18 protein-coding genes are annotated in these 17,888 nt (G+C 67.0%); 16 read left to right on the top strand and 2 right to left on the bottom strand.

Going from position 1 to position 17,888, the window contains the following annotated elements:
* Positions 1-9 precede the first annotated feature (9 nt).
* From GWI72_RS17285 to GWI72_RS17260, 6 genes are all read left to right on the top strand, one after another.
* Positions 10-591 carry an NADPH-dependent FMN reductase gene (locus tag GWI72_RS17285; RefSeq protein ID WP_161709477.1) on the top strand — a complete coding sequence of 194 codons (582 nt, stop codon included), beginning with the start codon at positions 10-12 and terminating at the stop codon, positions 589-591.
* A gap of 144 nt (positions 592-735) precedes the next feature.
* The gene (hslV, locus tag GWI72_RS17280) at positions 736-1,296 is read left to right on the top strand and encodes an ATP-dependent protease subunit HslV (RefSeq protein WP_280116373.1); all 561 of its coding nucleotides are present in this window, start codon (positions 736-738) and stop codon (positions 1,294-1,296) included.
* Between the two features lie 27 nt (positions 1,297-1,323).
* Complete coding sequence (locus GWI72_RS17275) at positions 1,324-2,415, top strand: hypothetical protein (RefSeq protein ID WP_161709476.1); 1,092 nt, start codon at positions 1,324-1,326, stop codon at positions 2,413-2,415.
* Positions 2,416-2,439: 24 nt separating this feature from the next.
* Positions 2,440-3,744 carry an ATP-dependent protease ATPase subunit HslU gene (gene hslU / locus GWI72_RS17270; RefSeq protein WP_161677719.1) on the top strand — a complete coding sequence of 435 codons (1,305 nt, stop codon included), beginning with the start codon at positions 2,440-2,442 and terminating at the stop codon, positions 3,742-3,744.
* Between the two features lie 136 nt (positions 3,745-3,880).
* Positions 3,881-4,375 carry a universal stress protein gene (locus GWI72_RS17265; protein WP_161677783.1) on the top strand — a complete coding sequence of 165 codons (495 nt, stop codon included), beginning with the start codon at positions 3,881-3,883 and terminating at the stop codon, positions 4,373-4,375.
* A gap of 186 nt (positions 4,376-4,561) precedes the next feature.
* Entirely contained in the window at positions 4,562-5,125 is a 564-nt protein-coding gene (locus GWI72_RS17260; protein WP_161709475.1) for a NifU family protein, read from the top strand.
* An 84-nt stretch (positions 5,126-5,209) separates the two neighbouring features.
* On the opposite strand, the gene GWI72_RS17255 is transcribed toward GWI72_RS17260, so the two are convergent.
* A complete protein-coding gene (locus GWI72_RS17255) occupies positions 5,210-6,457 on the bottom strand; it encodes a GGDEF domain-containing response regulator (RefSeq protein ID WP_161677721.1) in 1,248 nt (415 codons plus the stop codon).
* A gap of 133 nt (positions 6,458-6,590) precedes the next feature.
* Positions 6,591-7,187: an LOG family protein gene (locus GWI72_RS17250; protein ID WP_161709474.1), complete on the bottom strand. Its 597-nt coding sequence runs from the start codon at positions 7,185-7,187 to the stop codon at positions 6,591-6,593.
* Between the two features lie 270 nt (positions 7,188-7,457).
* Between GWI72_RS17250 and GWI72_RS17245 the strand changes: the two genes are divergently transcribed.
* The 10 genes from GWI72_RS17245 (at position 7,458) to lnt (ending at position 17,803) form a co-directional block, all read left to right on the top strand.
* Positions 7,458-9,002, top strand: a complete 1,545-nt coding sequence (locus GWI72_RS17245) for a LysM peptidoglycan-binding domain-containing protein (RefSeq protein ID WP_161709473.1) — start codon at positions 7,458-7,460, stop codon at positions 9,000-9,002.
* Between the two features lie 131 nt (positions 9,003-9,133).
* Complete coding sequence (gene tsaB / locus GWI72_RS17240) at positions 9,134-9,814, top strand: tRNA (adenosine(37)-N6)-threonylcarbamoyltransferase complex dimerization subunit type 1 TsaB (RefSeq protein ID WP_161677724.1); 681 nt, start codon at positions 9,134-9,136, stop codon at positions 9,812-9,814.
* Positions 9,811-10,299, top strand: coding sequence for a ribosomal protein S18-alanine N-acetyltransferase (gene rimI / locus GWI72_RS17235; protein ID WP_161709472.1), 489 nt, complete (start codon positions 9,811-9,813; stop codon positions 10,297-10,299). Before tsaB ends, rimI begins: the two co-directional genes overlap by 4 nt.
* A gap of 42 nt (positions 10,300-10,341) precedes the next feature.
* Positions 10,342-10,794, top strand: a complete 453-nt coding sequence (locus tag GWI72_RS17230; protein WP_161677726.1) for a Fur family transcriptional regulator — start codon at positions 10,342-10,344, stop codon at positions 10,792-10,794.
* Entirely contained in the window at positions 10,781-11,641 is an 861-nt protein-coding gene (locus GWI72_RS17225; RefSeq protein ID WP_161709471.1) for a lysophospholipid acyltransferase family protein, read from the top strand. The genes GWI72_RS17230 and GWI72_RS17225 overlap by 14 nt, the downstream gene beginning before the upstream one ends.
* 175 nt (positions 11,642-11,816) lie before the next feature.
* On the top strand, positions 11,817-13,328 hold the full coding sequence (miaB, locus tag GWI72_RS17220; protein ID WP_161709470.1) for a tRNA (N6-isopentenyl adenosine(37)-C2)-methylthiotransferase MiaB: 1,512 nt from the start codon (positions 11,817-11,819) through the stop codon (positions 13,326-13,328).
* Between the two features lie 65 nt (positions 13,329-13,393).
* The gene (locus GWI72_RS17215) at positions 13,394-14,410 is read left to right on the top strand and encodes a PhoH family protein (RefSeq protein ID WP_161677784.1); all 1,017 of its coding nucleotides are present in this window, start codon (positions 13,394-13,396) and stop codon (positions 14,408-14,410) included.
* Positions 14,407-14,958, top strand: a complete 552-nt coding sequence (ybeY, locus tag GWI72_RS17210) for an rRNA maturation RNase YbeY (RefSeq protein ID WP_161677729.1) — start codon at positions 14,407-14,409, stop codon at positions 14,956-14,958. Before GWI72_RS17215 ends, ybeY begins: the two co-directional genes overlap by 4 nt.
* Positions 14,959-14,970: 12 nt before the next feature.
* Positions 14,971-16,092, top strand: a complete 1,122-nt coding sequence (locus tag GWI72_RS17205; protein ID WP_161709469.1) for a hemolysin family protein — start codon at positions 14,971-14,973, stop codon at positions 16,090-16,092.
* A gap of 94 nt (positions 16,093-16,186) precedes the next feature.
* On the top strand, positions 16,187-17,803 hold the full coding sequence (gene lnt, locus GWI72_RS17200; RefSeq protein ID WP_161677731.1) for an apolipoprotein N-acyltransferase: 1,617 nt from the start codon (positions 16,187-16,189) through the stop codon (positions 17,801-17,803).
* Positions 17,804-17,888: the final 85 nt, after the last annotated feature.

Raw genomic sequence — 17,888 nt, 5'->3', positions numbered from 1 at the left:
GGAGTTCCCATGCGCCATCCCAGAATTCTCGTCTTTTCCGGCTCCAGCCGGAGCGGTTCCTTCAACACCCAGCTGGCCGCGCTGGTCGCCAAGCATCTGGCCCTCGGCGACGCGGATGTGACCCGGATCTCGCTCGCCGACTATCCGATGCCGATCTATGACGGCGATCTGGAGCAGGAGAAGGGTGTTCCGGAACACGCGCACAAGCTGAAGCGCCTGATGCAGGAACATCAGGGCGTCTTCATCGCCTGTCCCGAATACAACACCGCGATCACGCCCCTGCTGAAGAACACGCTGGACTGGCTGAGCCGGCTCAACGATCCGGGCGAACCGCCGGCGGCGGCCTTCAAGAACCGCGTCTTCGCCATCGGTGCGGCCTCCACGGGGGCGCTGGGGGGCATCCGCGGTCTCATCGGCATGCGCACGATCCTGGAAGTCGGTCTCGGGGCCCTGGTGCTGCCGGAAATGGTCTCCGTGCCGGGCGCAGGCGATGCCTTCGACGCCAAGGGCGACCTGAAGAACGAGCGCAGCGCCGGCGCGCTTGAAGCCATGGTCAAGCGCCTGCTGGCCGAGACCCGCGGCCGGGGGTAAGCAGCCCCGCGGCCCTGCGTCCTCAAACGGTGTCTTGGCGCGGGCGGGATGGATCCCTAGATTGTGAGCAACGACGCGGCGGCCCGGGTGGCCGCCGCTTGCCTTTGGCAGGATTGCCGGGGCAGCAGAAACGGACAGTTCAAGATGAATTCAGACCACGGAATGGGCACCTGGCACGGCACCACAATCCTGATGGTGCGCAAGGGGGGACGCGTCGTCATTGCCGGCGACGGGCAGGTCTCGCTCGGGCCGACGGTGATCAAGAACACCGCCCGCAAGGTTCGCCCGCTGGCCAAGGGGGCCGTGATCGGCGGCTTCGCGGGCGCAACGGCGGATGCCTTCACCCTGTTCGAGCGGCTGGAAGCCAAGCTGGAACAGTATCCCGGCCAACTGATGCGGGCCTGCGTCGAGCTGGCCAAGGACTGGCGCACCGACCGGTACCTGCGGCGTCTCGAGGCGATGATGCTGGTCGCTGACAGGGATGTCTCGCTGGTCCTCACCGGCACCGGCGACGTGCTGGAGCCGGAAGGCGGGGTGATGGGCATCGGTTCGGGCGGCAACTTTGCCCTCGCGGCGGCCCGTGCCCTTGTCGACACCGATCTGGATGCCGAGGCCATCGCGCGCAAGGCGATGGGCATCGCCGCCGACATATGCGTCTACACGAACGGCAACCTGACCATCGAAAGCCTGGACAGCAGCCGCTGATCCTGGCCCTTCACCGGGTGCGCATGGATGACGAACGAGGCCTTCACACGCGAGGATCTGCAAGGTGCGATGCGCGCCGGCATCCTCTCGCCGCCGCAGCTGGAAGCCCTCTCGGCCTATCTGGACGGCCTGCGGCAGCCGTCGATGTCGGGCATCGATGCCGAGGAGCTTCGCTTCGTGCGCGGGTTCCATGACATCTTCATCACCATCGGTCTCCTCACCCTGCTGAGCGGCCTGTTCTTCCTCATGGGCTTCTCGGACACTTGGGCTCTCGGTTTTTCCGCCCAGGCCGTGGTGATCTGGGGCCTGTCCGAGGTGTTCGCCCGCCGGATGCGCCTCGCCTTGCCCTCCTTCGTGCTGTCCGTGCTGTTCCTGCCGGCCACCCTGCTGGCGCTGGTCTTCGGTGTGGCGGCGCTCATGGAGGCGCGCCTGCCCGGGTCGCAGACGAGCTGGAACGGGGCCATGGGCGCGGTCGAAGGGCTGCCGCTCGTGCTCCTGACCGCGGCAGCGACGGCCATCGCGGCCGTCCATTACGCGCGCTTCCACGTGCCGGTGGGCGTGGCCGTGATCGCGGCCGGCGGGATGTCCTGCCTCGTTGCGATACTGGCTGCGGTCGATCCGTTGCGTGTCGACAACCATCTGCCCTGGCTTGGTCTTGCGGCCGGTCTCGCCGCCTTCGCACTTGCCATGCGTTTCGACAGCCGTGACCTGAGCCGGCGAACGATCACGAGCGACAAGGCCTTCTGGCTGCATTTCCTGGCAGCTCCCCTGCTGGTGCATTCGACGCTGATGCTGATGCTCTCCGGGCTGGAGGGCGCCGGCGCGGGCGACATCCTGCAGGCCCTGGTGATGCTCTCCCTCGTGGTGGTGCTGGCGCTGGTGGCTGTTCTGGTGGACCGCCGGGCGATCCTCGTCTCGGGGCTCGGCTATTTCGGCGTTGCCATCAGCATGCTGCTGCTGAGTGCCGAGGTGTCCGATACGGTCGGCACGTCGATCGCGCTCCTGGTGCTGGGGAGCTTCATCCTGCTGCTCGGGTCCGCCTGGGTTCCCGTGCGCCGCCACCTTCTTGCGCCTTTTGCCGGCACGCGCCTGATGCGCCATGTGCCCGCTGCCCAATGACCCTGATGACCGAAAGCTGACACGATGACCAATTTTTCACCCCGGGAGATCGTTTCCGAACTCGACCGCTACATCGTCGGGCAGAAGGACGCCAAGCGCGCGGTGGCCATCGCCCTGCGCAACCGCTGGCGCCGCCAGCAGCTGCAAAGCCCGATGCGCGAGGAAGTCCTGCCGAAGAACATCCTCATGATCGGGCCCACGGGCGTCGGCAAGACCGAGATTGCCCGCCGCCTCGCCCGTCTGGCCAACGCGCCGTTCGTGAAGGTGGAAGCCACCAAGTTCACCGAGGTTGGCTATGTCGGCCGCGATGTCGAGCAGATCGTCCGTGATCTGGTCGAGGCGGGCATCACGCTGGTGCGCGACCTGCGCCGCCAGGAGGTCAAGGCCAAGGCCCATGTGCTGGCGGAAGAGCGCGTCCTCGACGCGCTGGTCGGCGGAACGGCAAGCCCTGCCACCCGCGAGAGCTTCCGCAAGAAGCTCCGGGACGGCGAGCTGGATGACCGGGAGATCGAGATCCAGGTCCGCGCCAATGCCCAGATGCCGAGCTTTGATGTTCCGGGCATGCCGGGGGCCAGCGTCGGCGTGCTGAATGTCTCCGAGCTGCTCGGCAAGGCCTTCGGCGGCCAGACGAAGAGCCGCCGGGTCAGCGTCAAGGAGTCCTACGAGATCCTCATCACCGAGGAGTCCGACAAGCTGCTGGACGAGGAGAAGGTGGTCCGCGAGGCGGTCTCGATCGTCGAGAACTCGGGCATCGTCTTCATCGACGAGATCGACAAGATCTGCGCCCGTGACGGCCGCGTGGGCGGTGACGTGTCCCGCGAAGGCGTGCAGCGCGACCTGCTGCCGCTGATCGAGGGAACCGTCGTTTCCACCAAGCACGGCCCCGTCAAGACGGACCACATCCTGTTCATCGCCTCGGGGGCCTTCCACGTGGCCAAGCCGTCCGACCTCCTGCCAGAGCTGCAGGGTCGCCTGCCGATCCGCGTCGAGCTGAAGGCGCTGACCAAGGACGATTTCCGCGCCATCCTGACCGAGCCGGAAGCCAGCCTGATCAAGCAGTATGTCGCCCTGCTGAAGACGGAAGAGGTGGACCTGACCTTCACCGAGGATGCCATCGACGAGATCGCCTCCATCGCGGTGGAGCTGAACGCAAGCGTCGAGAACATCGGCGCCCGGCGCCTTCAGACGGTCATGGAGCGGATCCTGGACGAGGTGAGCTACTCGGCACCGGACCAGCCGGGGCGGGTGGTGACCATCGATGCGGGGCATGTCCGGACCAATGTCGGCGAGCTGGCCCGCAACGTCGATCTCTCGCGCTTCATCCTGTGATCGCGCGAAGCCTGCCCGGCCTCTCGGGCATCTCGCGCGGGTCGACGGTTGGGGTCGACGGTCCGGCTGCCTTCTGCACAACCGCGTCGACGCGGCCGGCTTGCGGCCCGCGCCGAGCGGTGGCAGCATGCGCGCCATGGTAGCCATCCGCAAAAGCTTCGAGGAAGGGCACCGCCGCAAGTTCCTGGTTGTCGTGGACGATACCCCGGAATGCGACCGTGCCATCGTTTACGCCGCCAAGCGCGCCGCCCGGACGGGCGGCGTCGTGGTGCTTCTGTTCGTCATTGCCCCGGGCGATTTCCAGCATTGGCTGGGGGTCGAGGACATCATGCGGGCCGAGGCCCAGGAGCTGGCCGAGACCACGCTCGCCAAGGCCTCCGACCGGGTCCGCTCGGTCGCCCGGACCGAGCCGGAAACCGTGATCCGCGAGGGCAACAAGTCGGACGAGATCGTCCGGCTGATCGAGTCCGATGATGACATTGCGGTCCTGGTGCTGGCCGCGGGGCTGAGTTCCGAAGGCCCCGGCCCGCTGGTCACCCAGATTGCCGGGAAGGCGGCCGGGCATTTCCCGATCCCGGTGACCATCGTTCCGGGCAATCTGGACGATGACGCCATCGCGGCTCTGGCCTGACCGGGAGGCCTGACCGGTCGGCCGGACCAGCGACCCCGGACCAGCAACCCTGGCCCCATCTTCGCTTGACCCTTTGCGAGACGGGCCTATCTTGTTTACAAGCATTCCAATCTGGGGCCTGTCCGACCAGCCGTTACCGCCAGTCGAGGAAACCTTGCCCCCACAGTTCGACTGAGGACGAGACCGATGTTCATTCAGACCGAGGCGACGCCGAATCCGGCGACCCTGAAGTTCCTGCCCGGACGCGTCGTGCTGCCGGAAGGCACCCGCGACTTCCGGTCCGCCGAGGACGCGGCCGTGTCGCCCCTGGCGCAGAAGCTGTTCGACGTGCCGGGCGTCGTTGCCATCTTCTTCGGCCACGACTTCATCACCGTCACCAAGGACGACACCGACTGGCAGCACATGAAGCCGGCCATCCTCGGCGCCATCATGGAGCAGTTCATGTCGGGGCAGCCCGTCATCCTCGGCTCTGCCGCCGGCGGCGATGCGGAGGACGGTGACGAGTTCTTCGAGGCTGGCGACGCCGAAACCGTCACGGTCATCAAGGACCTGATCGAGACCCGCGTCCGTCCGGCCGTGGCCCAGGACGGCGGCGACATCACCTTCAAGGGCTTCAAGGAAGGCGTTGTCTACCTGTCGATGCGCGGGGCCTGCTCCGGCTGCCCGTCGTCGACTGCCACGCTCAAGCACGGCATCCAGAACCTGCTGCGGCATTTCGTGCCCGAGGTCGAGGAAGTTCGCGCCATCTGAGGCGCCAGGGGAAGGCCCGCCACGTGGCGGGCTTTCCCGTTGCCGCAGGACCCAAGGCGGTCCTGCCGGGCGACCGGACCTGCCTCAGGAGGCGACCAGCCGGTTCCGGCCCGCGCTCTTGGCGGCATAGAGGTACGTGTCGGCAACGCGCAGGGCTTCCGAGATGTCGCCCTTGTGCACCCGCGCCAGCCCGATGCTGACCGTGATGCGGAAGCAGTGACCGTCGCGGATCACGTCACGGTTCTCGAGCTGCTTGCGGAAGCCCTCGATCAGCGCATGGGCTTCAGCCTCCGTCGGGCTGCCGACCACCGCACAGAACTCGTCGCCACCGATCCGGATCGCAAAGCCGTTCTCCACGGTCAGCCGGTTCAGCTCGCTTGCCAGCAGCAGCAGCGCCTCGTCGCCGGCCCCGTGTCCGCGGCTGTCGTTGATCGTCTTGAATTCATCCACGTCGATCAGCGCCAGCCAGGTCGGCTGGTTGGCAGCATCGGCCTCCTGGCAGCGCCGCACGCCATCGCCGTAAAGGTAGCGGCGATTGTAGAGCCCGGTCAGCGTGTCGCGCAGGCTGCGGTCGCTGAGGGTGGCGAACCGGTCGATGACATCGAGGTTCTGCGAGATGCGCAGCAGCAGCTCCTCGGGCGGGCAGCTCTTGTGAATGAAATCGTTGGCGCCGTACTTCAGGAAGCGGATGCGGTTCTCCGTATCCTCCGAGCTGGACATGCCGAGCACGGCAAGCTGTTCGCGCCCATGCTTGCGCCGGACGGCCTTGAGGAAGGCGAAGCCGTCCTCGTCGGGCATGAAATAGTCCACGAGCACCAGCCGGATGTCCGGATTGTTCGCCAGCATCTCCATGCCGTCGTTCGAGGAGCGGGCCTGGTAGACCTTGTAGCGGTGCCGGGAGATGGTGTCGGAAATGACGCTGCGCTCGACCGAGGCATCGTCGATCACCAGCACGCCGATCGACGCGTTGCGCCCCAGGCGCTGCACGAGTTCGCCGAGATAGTCGAGGCTCGAGGGGCTGTCCTTGACCACATAGTCGAGCACGCCCTTCTGACGGATGGCGTTGCGGATGCGCGGCTCGAAGCGGCTGGTGAAGACCACCGTCGCCAGCTTGTGCGCCATGCAGAGATCGACGATCTCGCCGTCCGGCGCATCGGGCAGCGTCAGGTCGACAAGGGCAAGGTCAGGCATGTGCCTGGCGGTTTCCAGGATCCGCTTCGCCTCGGCGAAATCCCGGGCGATGACGACGTCATAGTCGCCGATATCGGCCAGTTTCTTGAGGGCGGCCTTCTCGAAGAAGGTGGCGTCCTCGACCAATAGGATCGTCTGCATGCGACTGCGCCTGCTCCCAATTTCCAGCCGGAACGATTACAGCCAATTGACAAAAATTCCGTTATTTTCTGACGTTACGTCAGAACAAACCCGCACGGGTGGCGGGGCGGACCGTCTCAGTTTCGAGACAGGTTCAGAGCCGTGTGACAGGGGCTCCGGCCGGGCGGGGGGCGTGGCTGCCCACGGCGACCTGCAAGAGCGGCAGGATGTCTTCCATCCGGTCCGCGACGAGATACGGGACTTCGGTCTCGGTGCGGATGAAGGCCTCTGCCCGCATGTGGTCGAGCAGCTCGAGCAGCGGTGACCAGAAGCCGTTGATGTTGGCCAGAAGCACCGGCTTGCGGTGCTGGCCGAGCTGGGCCCAGGTCATCATCTCGACGACCTCTTCCAGCGTGCCGATGCCGCCCGGCAGCGCCACGAACGCATCGGAGCGCTCGAACATGAGACGCTTGCGCTCGTGCATGTTCTCGGTGACGATGAGATCCGACACGGCGTGCAGCATCACTTCCCGCTGTTCGAGGAACTGGGGAATGATGCCGGTCACGTGGCCGCCGGCATCGAGGGCTGCCCTGGCGACGGTGCCCATCAGCCCGATCGAGCCGCCACCGTAGACGCAGGTCAGTCCGGCTGCAGCGATGGCCTTGCCGAGCTGGTCTGCGGCTTCAAGATACCGGGGGTCGCGGCCGTTGCTGGATCCGCAATAAACGCAAACGCTGGTCAGGATCGTCATGGGCTCTGTCTGGCATTGACCGGGTGAGGCGGTCAAGCCCGCCACAGCTACTTCTCAATCGACGCAGAAGGTGATTAAGCGATCCTTAATAATCGGCCCTTGCTTGCCGCACTGCGCAAAGACGTATAAAGCAGCAGGAGGTCGGCGAGCGGGAAAATCTGTGGCAAGTCCGCGAGAACACAGGCGGAAACCTTTGCCGGCCGCTCTCGTAGGGTAATCTGGCCGACAGGCTATGCGGCGATGCGAGTCGCCATGGGTGGGATAGAATCGATGTCGCGAAAGAGCGTGATCTGGAGCCTGGTGGCTGCCGCCATCGTCGGCGTTGTAGCTCTCCTGACGGGATACCTCGACTTCGGCAACAGGGGTACGCCGGCGCCGGTGGCCGAGACGCCGAAGCAACCGGAAACAGCACAGACCGCGCCGGCTCCGGCTGCGGCTCCTGCTGCGGCTCCGGCCGAAACGGCCGCGCCGGCAGCCCCGGCCGAGCCCGCCACCGCCGCTGCTCCGGCACCCGCGTCGGCCCCTGCCGCGGCAACCGCCGAGACGGCAGCAACGGCGCCTGACGTGCCGTCCTTCGACGTGGTGGGCATCCAGCCCGACGGCGCCACCGTTGTCGCCGGCCGCTCCGAGCCCGGTGCCATCGTGGCCCTGCTTGGCAACGGCCAGGTGCTCGGCAAGGGCGTCGCCAACACCGACGGCGAATGGTCGATCATTCTCGAAGCCCCGCTTGCCCCGGGCGACTACGACATGCAGCTCCAGTCCGAGCTGAACGGCAAGGCGACCGACTCGTCGCAGCGTCTGTCCGTGTCCATCCCGGACGGCGGCAAGGACAAGCCGCTCATCGTCCTGAACGAACCGGGCGCGCCCTCCAACGTGCTTCAGGCTCCGGCTCCGGCCGCCGAGCCCGCCCCAGCCCAGGTCGCAGCTGCGCCTGCGCCGGCTGCTCCCGCCCAGGCTCAGGCTCCGGCTCCGGCTGCGGCTGCGGCATCGACCGAGACCCAGGCCCAGACTGCCGCCGCCCCGGCTGCGCCGGCAACCGCAGAGGCTCCTGCTGCCGCGCCCGCACCGGCGGCCTCCGCTGCCGCCCAGCCGGCCGCACCCGAGACCACGCCTGCTCCGGCAGCCGCAGCGGCGACACCCCCTGCCGCAGCAGCAGCCACCCCGGCCCCGACCGAGGCGCCTGCCGCCGTTGCGGCTGCCCCCGCTGCAGCGCCTGCGGCCGCTCCTGCGCCGGCCGCTGCTGCTGCCCCGGCGGACGCTGCCGAGGCGACCGGCCCGGTCACCGTCGAGGCGGTGGAATCCGAAGCCGGCAAGATCTATGTCGCCGGCACCAGCGCGACCGGCGCGCTGCTTCGGATCTATGTCGCCGACGCGCATGTGGGTGACGCGGATGCGAACGAAGGCGGGCGCTGGCTGCATGAAAGCCAGACCGAAGTCCCGGTCGGAGCGATCGAGGTCCGTGTCGACCAGATTTCGCGCAAGACCGGCGAAGTTCTTGCCCGCGCTGCGGTGACCTTCCAGAAGGCCGTGGAGCAGGAAATCGTCCTGTCGAAGGTGGAGGCTCCGGCCGGTCGCGGGACCGCCGCTGCGTCGCAGTCCGGGACGGACGCGCGTCCGATGCCGAACGTGATCATCCGCAAGGGCGACAACCTCTGGAACATTTCCCGCCGCCTCTACGGCTCTGGCTATCGCTACACCACCATCTATCAGGCGAACCGCGACCAGATCCGCGATCCGGACCTGATCTATCCCGGTCAGGTGTTCCTGACGCCGGATGTGGAGGCAGCGCCGTCGGCCGCCCCCGTGGCGCAGTGATTGCCGCGGTCTGACCGACCTTGACCCCAAGGCCCGGCCCTCAGCCGGGCCTTTTGGTTTGGCCCCGACAACGCCGGCATAAGTCGAAAGCCCGGCTCGACAAGCCGTCACCGGGCCACTAAGCGATAGACATGAACAGACTGCTTGCGATCGATACGGCCCAGACAACCTGCGCGGCGGCGGTTCTCGTCCGCTCGGACGGGGACAGCATGCTCTACCGCCGGTCGGCGGTGATCGGCCGCGGTCATGCCGAGGTTTTGCTCGGGATGATCGGCGATGTCATGGCGGAGGCCGGCTGCGCCTTTTCCGACCTGTCCCGCATTGCCGTCACCAACGGACCGGGCAGTTTCACCGGCCTTCGCGTCGGCCTGTCGGTGGCGCGCGGCTTCGCCCTGGTGATGAACACGCCCGTTGCGGGCATCTCCACCCTCGACGCCATCGCCCGCGAGCAGCGCAAGCCGGCCGGCGGGCATCCGTTGCTGGTGGCCTTGACCGCGCGGGAGGATGAGGTCTATGCCGCACTCTATGGTGCGGACGGGCAGGTGCTCGAGGCGCCGCATGTGGCGCGGCTGGCGGATCTCGCGGCCGGCCTGCCGGACGCCTGCCGTCTTGCCGGATCTGCGGCACCGGCGCTGGCGAGTGCGGCCGGACTGCCGGGTGATGTCGTCCTGACCGCGTCGGCGGAAGCCGACATCGGCACGATTGCCTGGCTGGGCACGGAGGCTCCGGCGGACGCGCCCCAGCCCGTTCCGCTCTATCTGCGGCCGGCCGATGCCAAGCCGCAGACGCGTGGAAGGATTGAACGGATATGAGTTTCTGGTGGTTCTGGTCGACGCCGCCCGTCATCGAAGCCGCACTGGACGATGACCTGCCGGCCCTTGCCGAGATCCATGCGCAGTCCTTTGCCCATCGCTGGGACGCCGACGAGCTGGCGCGGCTGCGTGACCAGGACGGGGCCATGCTGCTGCTGGCCCGGCGCGCCAGCCCCTATGGCACGCGGCGGCCGCTGGGCTTCCTGCTGTTGCGCCAGGTGGCGGACGAAGCAGAGGTGCTGACGCTTGCGGTCGATCCGCGCCATCGCGGTCGCGGCATCGGCAAGCGGTTGATGCAGGACGGCATGTTCCGGCTTTACGGCGATCGCTGCAAGAGCCTGTTCCTCGAGGTCGATGCGGCCAACGAGGCGGCCTTGCTGCTCTACCGGTCCCTCGGCTTCCGCAAGGTGGGCGAACGCAAGGGATATTACCGTGACAGCACCGGTGGCGGCACCGCGCTTGTCATGCGGGTCGATCTTGGCTAATCGCTGACGATGATCGAGGGTGGCAGCAGAAAGGGGCGGGCCATGGCGGATGACCGGCAGTCCACACTGGCGGAGCTGTGCGCGGCCAAGGGCATGCGCATGACCGACCAGCGCCGCATCATCGCCTCGGTGATCGAGGAGGCGAGCGATCATCCCGATGTGGAGGAGCTGTACCGCCGCGCGTCCGCGCTGGATGCCCGTATCTCGATCTCGACCGTCTACCGCACCGTGAAGCTGTTCGAGGACGCGGGGATCATCGAACGGCACGACTTCCGCGATGGCCGTTCCCGCTATGAAACGGTCCCTGACGAGCACCATGATCACCTCATCGACCTGCGCAGCGGCAAGGTGATCGAGTTTCGCTCCGAAGACATCGAGGCCCTGCAGGAGCTGATTGCCGCGCGGCTCGGCTACCGGCTGGTCGATCACAGGCTTGAGCTCTATTGCGTGCCGCTTGACCGTGACGCCGAGGAGCCTGCCGATGAGGGCGCTTAGGGGAGCCCTGGCGCTCGCGGCCCTGACGGTCGCCTCCCTTGCCATGATCCCGGTGCAGTGGCTGGCGTTGCGCTATGGCTGGCCGGTCAGGACGCGGCTGCCCCTCGTCTGGCATCGCATCGCCACCCGGCTGGTGGGCATTCGCATTCACCAGCGGGGCCACGCGGCCGTCGCCCGCCCGCTCCTCATCACCGCAAACCACGCCTCCTGGGTCGACATCACGGTCCTCGGTGCGGTGATGCCGCTCTCCTTCATTGCCAAGTCCGAGGTCGAGGGCTGGCCCGTGTTCGGCCTCCTCGCCAGGCTGCAGCGCACCGTCTTCGTCAACCGCACCCGCCGCAGCGAGACCGGCGACGTGGCCGACCGGATTGCAGAGCGGATCGGCGTTGGCGACGTGATGGTTCTCTTTGCCGAGGGGACCTCGAATGACGGCAACGGCGTGCTGCCGTTTCGCTCCGCCCTGCTCGGGGCCGCGACCAGGGCGCTGGCTGGCGGGCGCCCCGTGCATGTACAGCCGCTGTCCATCGCCTACACCCATCTGCAGGGGCTGCCGATGGACCGGCGGACGCGACCGCATGTGGCGTGGTACGGGGACATGGAACTGCCCGGACACCTCTGGGCAATCGTCCGCGAAGGGGCGCTTGACGTGACCCTGACCTGGGGCGAGCCGGTTGTCGTGGACGCCGGAACCGACCGGAAGGAGCTGACGTTGCGCCTGCAGCGCGAGGTCGCCCTGATGACCGCCTCCGCCCTGCTGGGACGGCCGGTCAATCCGGAGCCCGTCGCGGCCGAGGCGCCTGCCGCAGCGGCGGACAGGCAGGCCGGCGCGATGGACGCGGCGACATGATGGCGGTGCGGCCGCGCCGGCTGTCTATTCTCAAGCCGGGAAAAAGCCGCTAAAGCAGACAAAATGCAGGCGACCCCTTGGTGTGACGGCAAACCGTCACATGTTTCGCCTTACTCTGCCGCAATCCGCGAGCCGGGGCTGGCCATCCTGCCGATCCCGGTGCCGTGAGGACCCAATGACTGACCAGACGCATCCGGCGCATAGCAGTTTTTCTTCTTCCCCCGCCGCCGGCGAGGGCTCCGACGACGCGGTTGTCAGCCGCCGCGCAGACGTCGATCCGTCCGACGCCGCATCGAAACGCGTGTTCGTGCGCACCTACGGGTGCCAGATGAATGTCTATGACAGTGACCGGATGGCCGAAGTCCTCGGGCCGCAGGGCTACCGCACGACCGACACGATGGACGACGCCGATCTTGTCATCCTGAACACCTGCCACATCCGCGAGAAGGCGGCCGAGAAGGTCTATTCGGAGCTGGGCCGCATCCGCAAGCTCAAGGACGAGCGCGGTCCGGAGGGCAAGCCGCTGATGGTGGGCGTCGCCGGTTGCGTGGCGCAGGCCGAGGGCCGGGAAATCGCGCGGCGCGCCCCGGTCGTCGACATGGTCTTCGGGCCGCAGAGCTATCACCGGCTGCCGGATCTGATTGCCCGTGCCGCCCGCGGGGAGAGCGTCGTCGAGACCGAGTTCGAGATCGACGAGAAGTTCGATGCGCTGTCGCGGCAGGCCGAACGGCCAACCGTCCGCCGCGCGCCGTCGGCCTTCCTGACGGTGCAGGAAGGGTGCGACAAGTTCTGCACCTTCTGTGTCGTTCCCTACACCCGCGGGGCGGAGGTGTCGCGGCCGCTGGCCCAGATCCTGAGAGAGGCCGAACAGCTTGCCGCAGGCGGCGTGCGGGAGATCACCCTGCTCGGCCAGAACGTCAACGCCTGGCATGGCGAGGGCGCCGACGGCCGCCCCTGGGGGCTGGGGCGCCTTCTGCGCCGCCTCGCCGAAATCCCCGGCCTGGATCGCCTGCGGTACACGACCAGCCATCCGCGCGACATGGACGATGACCTGATCGCCGCCCACGCCGACCTGCGCGAGCTGATGCCCTACCTGCATCTGCCGGTGCAGTCGGGGTCTGACCGGATCCTAGCGGCCATGAACCGCAAGCACACCCGCGACGACTACTTCCGCCTGATCGAGCGCATCCGCGAGGCCGCGCCCGGCCTGGCGCTTTCGGGCGATTTCATCGTCGGCTTCCCGGGCGAGACGGATGCGGATTTCGCCGATACGCTCGATCTGGTCCGCCGCGTCGAATACGCCGCCTGCTTCTCCTTCAAGTACAGCCAGCGGCCGGGGACGCCGGGCGCGACCATGGCCGACCAGGTGCCGGAAGAGGTGAAGACTGCCCGGCTGATCGAGCTGCAGGCCCTGCTGACCGAGCAGCAGCAGGCCTTCAACCGCTCCCGCATCGGCATGCGCATGGAGGTTCTGTTCGAGAAGATCGGCCGCATGCCCGGCCAGATCACCGGCAAGTCGCCCTGGTTGCAGCCCGTCCAGGTGGAAGCGCCGCAGGACATGATCGGCAGCATCCAAACCGTGGAAATAGTCGGGCTCGGTTCCAATTCGCTGTTCGGACGCCTCGTTGCGGGGCACAATGACCGGGCAGCCGCATCCGGGGCTGTCAGCAAGGAGGACGCCATTTGACGCGAGACAGCCAGCCGTCGGCTCGCAAGGTCCCGGCAGACCGGGGCGCCGTCCCCGCCTCCGACATGACCCACATCGTTCTTGCATTCGATGACAACAGGTTGATCGGCGACCTGTTCGGGCAGTTCGACCAGAACCTCGCCCTGATCGAGCAGCGTCTCGGGGTCGATGCCGTGGCGCGCGGCAACCAGGTGACGCTGAAGGGCAAGCACAGCCAGTGCGAACAGGCCCGTCTTGCGCTGGAAGCGCTCTATCACCGCCTGCAGCAGGGCCACGAGATCCACCCGGCGGACGTGGACGGGGCGGTGCGCATGGCCGTTGCCGCCGACGCCCAGCTGCCGTTGCCCACCCTGGAGCCGAAGTCCCGGCTGGCCTTCGCGCAGGTCTCTACCCGCCGCAAGACCGTGGTCGCGCGCACCGCGGCCCAGGACGCCTACATCCGTTCCATGGACCGGGCCGACCTGATCTTCGGCACCGGCCCGGCCGGCACCGGCAAGACCTTCCTCGCGGTCGCCTATGCGGCGGCCCTGATCGAGCGCGGCGACGTGGCCCGTCTGATCCTGTCCCGTCCGGCTGTCGAGGCGGGCGAGCGGCTCGGCTTCCTTCCGGGCGACATGAAGGACAAGGTGGATCCCTACCTGCGGCCGCTCTATGACGCGCTCTACGAGATGATGCCTCCGGAGAAGGTCGATCGCGGCCTGCAGTCGGGCATGATCGAGGTGGCGCCGCTCGCCTTCATGCGTGGCCGCACCCTGTCGAACGCCGTGGTGCTCCTGGACGAGGCCCAGAACACCACGACGATGCAGATGAAGATGTTCCTCACCCGCCTGGGCGAGAATTCCAAGATGATCGTCACCGGCGACCCCACCCAGGTCGACCTTCCGCCCGGCCAGAAGTCGGGCCTGCGCGAGGCTCTCGAGCTGCTGCCGGACATCGAGGGCGTCGCCCACGTCCAGTTCACCGAGGTCGACGTGGTGCGTCACGAACTCGTCGCGCGGATCGTCAAGGCCTATGACGACGCCAGCCGCGAGATGCTGCAGGACCGTGAGCGCCGCATCGAGGCCCGGGGAGAGCGGTCATGACGGCCGGACCCGAGCTGGCAACCGCCGAGGACATCGTGATCGAGATTGCCATCGAGAGCGGTGACTGGCCGGACGAGGATCGGCTTTTTGCCCTGAGCGAGGCGGCCGTGGCGGCCGCCTTTGCCCGGGCCCCGCTCAAGGCGCTGCCGGAGTCCGAGCTGTCGCTGGTCTTCGTCGATGATGCGCGCATCCAGGAGCTCAATGCCGAGTGGCGCGGCAAGGACAAGCCGACCAACGTCCTGTCCTTCCCCGGTGGAGAGCCGATGAACGGCGTGTTCGGACCGCTGCTCGGCGACATCATCTTTGCCTGGGAGACGGTTGCCCGCGAGGCGGTCGAGCAGGATGTTTCCTTCGACCATCATTTTTCTCACCTTGTTGTTCACGGACTCCTTCACCTTTTCGGGTATGATCACCAGATGGACGCCGAAGCCGAAGTGATGGAAGATCTCGAACGGCAGATCCTGGCGGATCTCGGCATTGCCGATCCCTATGCCGATGCCCCGCTCGTGGCCGATGATCCGGCCACCGGCGCGGCACCGGCGCATTGACAGACTGGACAAATGAACGTCTCTGAAAGCCGAAGTATCGAGGCGCAGCCCAATTCCGTGACGGCGACGGCCGACACGCGGGACAGCGCCGATCCGCGATCTCCCGAGCCCCGAAAATCGGGGCCATTTGCCCGGATGATCGGGCATTTCCTGCGTCTGCGCCGGGGATCCGGGGCCACCTTGCGCGAAAACCTCGAGGACGAGCTTGCGCGCGATACCGGCTCCGATGCTGCCTTCTCTCCGGAAGAGCGGATGCTTCTCGGAAACATCCTGCGCCTGCGCGGCCTGCGCGTCGATGACGTCATGGTCCCGCGCGCCGACATCGTCGCCGTCGATGACGGCATCAGCCTCGGGCGGCTGCTGGAGGTGTTCCGGACCAACGGTCACTCGCGCCTGCCGGTCTATCACGAGACGCTCGACGATCCGCGCGGCATGATCCACATCAAGGACCTGATGGCCTATGTGACCGGCGTGACCGGTCCGGCCCGCGCCGGGGATGCCGGCAGCGCAGGCGGTTCGGGCAGCCTCGGCATCGATCTGGCGAAGGTGGACCTGTCCACGTCCCTGGCCGAAACCGGTCTGCTGCGTTCGCTCCTGTTCGTTCCGCCGTCGATGCCGGCAACCGATCTGATGGCCAAGATGCAGGCCAGCCGCGTGCAGATGGCCCTCGTCATCGACGAGTATGGCGGCACGGACGGCCTTGTCTCGCTCGAGGACATTGTCGAGACCGTGGTCGGCGACATCGAGGACGAGCATGACGAGGACCAGGAATCCATGCTCCTGTCGGCCGGCGACGGGATCTGGATCGCCGATCCGCGCATTCCGCTGGAGGACCTGTCCGAGCAGATCGGGACCGACTTCAATGTCGGCGAGGTCGCGGAAGAGGTCGACACGCTCGGCGGGCTGCTGTTCACCATCGTCGGACGGGTTCCGGTGCGCGGCGAGCTGATCGCGCCCCGGGAATTCCCCGGCTTCGAGTTCGAGATCCTCGATGCCGATCCGCGCCGGATCAAGCGCCTGCGCGTGCGCCGCCGCCGGACCGACAAGCTGGCCGTGGATCCGCGCCGCCGCCAGAAGCGTGGCGAGAAACCGGCCGACGACGTGGCCGAGGAGACGACACCGACCGCCGGGTGATCCGGCGGTCGGCGGGCCAGGGGCCCGGGCGGCTTGACCGGCTGGCTGCTGCGTCGCAACTGTAGCCGCAGCCTCGCAACCGGACCGATTCGCCATGACAGCGCTGCTTGCCCGCCTCCACAGCCTGCCGGGGGCCTTCCTCCTTGCGCAGGGGCCGAAACGCTGGGCGCTGGCCTTTGCCGCGGGCGCCTTCGCCGTGCTGGCCCTTCCACCCTACGGACATCTCGCAGCGCTGTTCGTCAGCCTGCCCGTGCTCGTCTGGCTGCTGGACGGCGCGGCCGGGGCCAGCGGACGGCTCTCGGGCGGCCGGCGGCTGCGCGCGGGCTTCGCGATCGGCTGGTGGTTCGGCTTCGGCTATTTCCTGGCCGGGCTCTGGTGGATCGGCCTTGCCTTTCTCGTCGAGGCCGACCGGTTCGCCTGGATGATTCCCTTCGCGGTCACGCTGCTGCCGGCTGGCCTGGCGCTGTTCCACGGTCTTGCGCTCGCCCTTGCAACCCGCTTCTGGCCGGAGCGCTGGACGCGGATCGCGGTCCTCGCCGGCATGCTGTCGCTGTCGGACTGGCTGCGCGGCCATGTTCTGACCGGGTTCCCGTGGAATGCCTTCGGCTATGCGACGGCAGAGATCCTGCCGCTTGCCCAGCTCGGCAGCCTGTTCGGCGTCTACGGGACCGGCGCGCTGCTGCTGGTCCTTGCAGCCGCGCCCGGCCTGCTGGTCGACGGGCGGCGGTCCGGTGTCGCCGGTCTGGCGCTGGCGCTCTGCGGTGTCGGGACTGCCTTTGTCTGGGGGCAGGTGCGACTAAATGGCACAGAGGGTCTCGTTGACCCGACAATCTCCGTTCGCGTCATACAACCGTCTATCGCGCAAAGCGAGAAATGGAAGCCTGAAAACCGTCTCCCGATCTTCCGGAGCTACCTTGGGTTGAGTTCATCCGCACGTGGTGATGCTGATCTTCCGGCAACCCGGCGTGTGTATGTTTGGCCAGAATCTGCCTTTCCTTTCCTGCTGACGCAAGAACCGGAAGCAATCGCCGAAATAGACGGTCTGCTGGAGAAGGACGAGATCCTGATCACGGGAGCAATCCGGGCTGAGAGAAACCCGGATGGTGTAAATTATTATAACAGCATCTACGTCATTTCCGATGGGGGCACGATCGTCGATGCCTATGACAAGGTCCGCCTCGTTCCCTTCGGCGAATACCTGCCGCTTGCCGATGTGCTGGAAACGCTGGGTCTGCGGGCTCTGGTCAATGCGCCGAACCCCTTCCGGGCCGGATACGCGCATACCGTGCTCGGGTCCGGTGGGCTGCCCGCCTTCTTGCCGCTGATCTGCTACGAGGTCATTTTCCCGCAAGTGCCGGGCGAAGTTGGCTCACGGCCCAAGTGGTTGGTAAATCTGACAAATGATGCCTGGTTTGGCGATACCGCCGGCCCCTACCAGCATTTCGCCCAGGCAAGGTTTCGCGCGATCGAACAGGGACTTCCGCTGGTCCGCTCGGCCAACACCGGGATTTCTGCCGTGGTGGATGCCTATGGGCGTCCGGTCGAGATCCTTGCGCCGTTCGTGACCGGGGCCATCGAGACGGCCCTTCCGGCCGCGCTGGAGCCGACGGTCTACGCCCGGTATGGGGACTTGTCCTACCTCGCAATTTTGCTCATTTTTACTGCAATATTTACTTTAGGACGCTTCAACCTCTCCTCGCGTCATAATTGATGTTGAACACGCGAGTCCGCGCGCATAGTGTAGTACAACCGCTGCACCAACAGGTGGCAGTGGGACGGACCAGAGCCGAGAGGAC

Origin of the sequence: Pannonibacter sp. XCT-53 (assembly GCF_009915765.1) — a bacterium.
GTDB classification, from domain to species: domain Bacteria; phylum Pseudomonadota; class Alphaproteobacteria; order Rhizobiales; family Stappiaceae; genus Pannonibacter; species Pannonibacter tanglangensis.
Note: the sequence above shows the minus strand (reverse complement) of the source record. Positions and strands in the feature narration are given on the sequence as shown.